Raw genomic sequence first — 3,032 nt, 5'->3', positions numbered from 1 at the left:
TGGGGCGGGGGGGGGGGGGGGTGTGCGGGGGGGGGGGGGGGGGGCCCCGGGGGGGGGGGGGGGGGGGGGCCCCCCCCCCCCCCCCCCCCGCGGCGAGGCCGGATCCGACCCACTTCCGACGGCCCCGGGCACCCGCGTACGCGAGATTCCAGAGGAACAAGCCCATGTCTTGGGCGAACTTCCGGTCGACACCCGACCCGAGCGCCATATCCACCAGGAGCGCCAGGCCTTCCTCCGTCATGCGCAGAGGATCGAGGTCCGGTGCTCCGGGGGGAACGTTGGTGACCGTGATCCTGATAAGGGCCAGATCGGCGAGGGCAAGGGCGAGAGAGCGCCGGGCGGGGGCGAACCACTCGGTCACCCGACAACGGACACACCGTGCCGGGCGCGGGACGCGACCTGCCGGGGAGGTGAGTGGAAGGCGGTCGGGCATCGGGCGAACTCCTTGGGTCCGTGGAAAGGTTCCTACACCTCTGGGACCGGCGGAGGGCCAGAGCGGCAAATTAATCTCGGCACCAATCATGTGATGCGCATCACAGGACCGGCGTTCCGCGCAGGGGCCCTGACAGGACGCCTGACGGACCGTCCTGCGCCCGTCTCCGGCGAACTGGTTGCGCGGCCCGGCGACCGCCAGGCCGACTCGTGCTCGGCGTCGTCCAGGCGCAGCACGGTCGAGCCGGAGCCCCGGCCGCTGAACTCTGTGGGGAGCAGGTTGAACAGCCGATCGGCCAGGGCGCGCGCGGCGGCCGACCGGCGCCGGCCGCCGGGGCCTGGGTCCGGGGACGGAGCACGCCGCGCCCAGCCAGGCCCGGGCCCGGCGGCCCGCGATGGTGGCCGGGGTGCCGCCCGAACCCAGCGTCCGGCAGGGCAACTGCCGTCACCAGCGAACCGGGGAGAGCGAGGGGAGGCCGATTGACCCCCAAGCCGATGGCCGGCCCCACCATCGGCGCTACCCGAGTTGGGCCGGGACAGGAAGTGATTGATCATCATCTTCCCTGCCTCAGGGCCGACCCGGGGCCGGGGTCAGCGGATCAGCTTGTGCAGACCCATCACGCTGGTTCCGAGCCCCATCAGCCCCGCCAGCACAGCGCCGGCCGCAGGGCTCCCGCCGAGGAACGTCAGGCCGCCGACGACCGTGCCAATGAAAGCGCCCCCGAGGAGGATGATGGCGGTGCGCACCGTGAGGGGTGGGTCGGGCTCTGACGGCAGCTGGGACGACGGCGGCGGGGACGAGGTGGGCGAGCTCATGTGCTCCTCCAGCGATCTGTCGGTGATTCAGACGACCGCTTCTACGTCGGGCCGGGCTCCTGACCCCACGGATGACTTTGTGCGGAGCCCTTCTAAAAGATCTTGAAAATAGTCCGTGGGGTACCCGGGGGAGGGCCACTTACAAGGGGGCGAACTCGGTTTCGGCGCAGCCCGGGAGCTTGCGAGTGGGGCGGGTCGGGGCCGAAATCGGCCCCTTCACTCTGAACGGGCCGAGGAGACGATCGGAAGGGGAGGCAATGCAGGGCGACGACGCGGGCGGGCAGTTCGCGGCCGCGCGCGCCCGGGACCTACAACCCGCAGGCCGGCCCGACAGAACCGATCTTGGGATGCCGGTACCCATGGCGGTCTTGGGCGAGTTCTTCGTCGAGAAGTCCCACGAGAGCAAGAAGGCGCAGAAGCTGCAGGAGAGCATCGACCAGCGGATCGTTGAGCTGCTGACCCAGGACGGCTTCGAGGGCCCGCGGTACGACCGGTTCGTCGACGAGCTCGTTCGGTACGGGATCGCGGTGCTGCGGGCGTGGATGTACTCCGGCTTCATCTTTCAGCTCGTCGCCAAGCGGGGCTTCGGCCTCAACCCCCACGAACTGGAGCTGGAGGAGCTGCACTCCGATACCGAACTCCGAGACCAGCTCGCCACCATGACCATCGCGCGCGCCCTGCCGCGCTTTCGAGAGCAAGCCTTCGTCGAGGGCGGCTGGCGGTTCGATGGCGGCGCGAGCATCACCACCTACTTCATGGGCGCCTGCGCGTACGACTTCCCGAACGAGTTCCGCCGGTGGAAGACCAGCGAGGAACGGCAGGCCCGCGCTCTCGGCCGCGAGAAGGCCCTCTACGAGAAGCCAGTGCGAACCGTGAGCGTCGCCGACGAGGTGATCGGCAACCTGCGGGTGCTCACCGACATCGAGGAGATCGACAACCCGACGACCAGGGCCGCGGTCGCGCTGACCATCGACGGCTTCTCTCAGGAGGAGATCCGCGAGCTCCTGGACGCCAAGTCCGTCCGGGCGATCGAAGGCCGGCTCCACCGGTGGCGGACCAAAGCGAAACAGGAGGAGCGTGGCGAGCGTGGATGACGACCAGGACTTCGAAGCCCTGCTGGAACGCTCTTCCCTCGGCTCTCCCGGAGCCCGTCGGCTGCGTGCCCGCACCCCGGCCGTACGCGCCGACACCGTTCACCGGATCATCGAGCTGCGGCACACCGTCATCCACTCCGACGGGAGCACTGCCGCGGATGCCTCCAGGAAACTGGCGGAGCTGTTGCGTTGCCTCGAGGGTGGCGCTCCCAGCTCAACACCGGAGAGACTCGCCACAGAGATTCAGCGGACGTGGAACGACATCCGAGCCCACCATCAGGACCTGCCTGTTCTGACCTCGCCCGAGGCGCTGGTCAGTGTGTTCTCCCACACCTGTGGCCGACGGTTCGATTTTGAGTGGCTGCTGCACGAGGCCGCCCACAGGCTGGCCGCCGCGCGGGGAATCAGGGACACCTCGCGGGCCAGGCGTTACCACAACCGTCATTTCATGCTCATCGCCTCCGAACTCGGGCTGGCGCACCCGATCGAGCCTCACCCCAGCACCGGGTTCTCGCGGGTGACCATGCTCGAAGCGACCCGGGAGCGGTATGCCGAGACCATGGAACGCTTCAGCCAGGCACTTCGTGAGCACGAGCTAGTGCCGCATCAGGCAACCTTCGCCTCGGTGTGACATGTCGTCCGGCTACTGCGCCGGGCCGCTTCAAGCAGTCAGAATGATCACGTGGCTGA

3 protein-coding genes are annotated in these 3,032 nt (G+C 69.2%); 2 read left to right on the top strand and 1 reads right to left on the bottom strand.

The annotated features are described in order from the left end of the window. Window positions 1-1,023: 1,023 nt before the first annotated feature. Window positions 1,024-1,248 carry a hypothetical protein gene (locus tag ACFVYI_RS38155; protein WP_387894169.1) on the bottom strand — a complete coding sequence of 75 codons (225 nt, stop codon included), beginning with the start codon at window positions 1,246-1,248 and terminating at the stop codon, window positions 1,024-1,026. A gap of 359 nt (window positions 1,249-1,607) precedes the next feature. Here ACFVYI_RS38155 and ACFVYI_RS38150 point away from each other — a divergent pair, with 359 nt between their 5' ends. Together ACFVYI_RS38150 and ACFVYI_RS38145 are read left to right on the top strand one after the other, a co-directional pair. Next, window positions 1,608-2,342, top strand: coding sequence for a hypothetical protein (locus ACFVYI_RS38150; RefSeq protein ID WP_387894167.1), 735 nt, complete (start codon window positions 1,608-1,610; stop codon window positions 2,340-2,342). Further along, window positions 2,335-2,973 carry a hypothetical protein gene (locus tag ACFVYI_RS38145; RefSeq protein ID WP_387894165.1) on the top strand — a complete coding sequence of 213 codons (639 nt, stop codon included), beginning with the start codon at window positions 2,335-2,337 and terminating at the stop codon, window positions 2,971-2,973. The genes ACFVYI_RS38150 and ACFVYI_RS38145 overlap by 8 nt, the downstream gene beginning before the upstream one ends. Window positions 2,974-3,032: the final 59 nt, after the last annotated feature.

The organism is Kitasatospora sp. NPDC058218, assembly GCF_042882445.1.
Classification (GTDB): domain Bacteria; phylum Actinomycetota; class Actinomycetes; order Streptomycetales; family Streptomycetaceae; genus Kitasatospora.
Note: the sequence above shows the minus strand (reverse complement) of the source record. Positions and strands in the feature narration are given on the sequence as shown.

Excerpts from the sequence above, each read along its gene's own strand:
- ACFVYI_RS38155 (WP_387894169.1), bottom strand. The coding sequence starts at position 1,248 with ATGAGCTCGCCCACCTCGTCCCCGCCGCCGTCGTCCCAGCTGCCGTCA.
- ACFVYI_RS38150 (WP_387894167.1), top strand. The coding sequence starts at position 1,608 with ATGGCGGTCTTGGGCGAGTTCTTCGTCGAGAAGTCCCACGAGAGCAAG.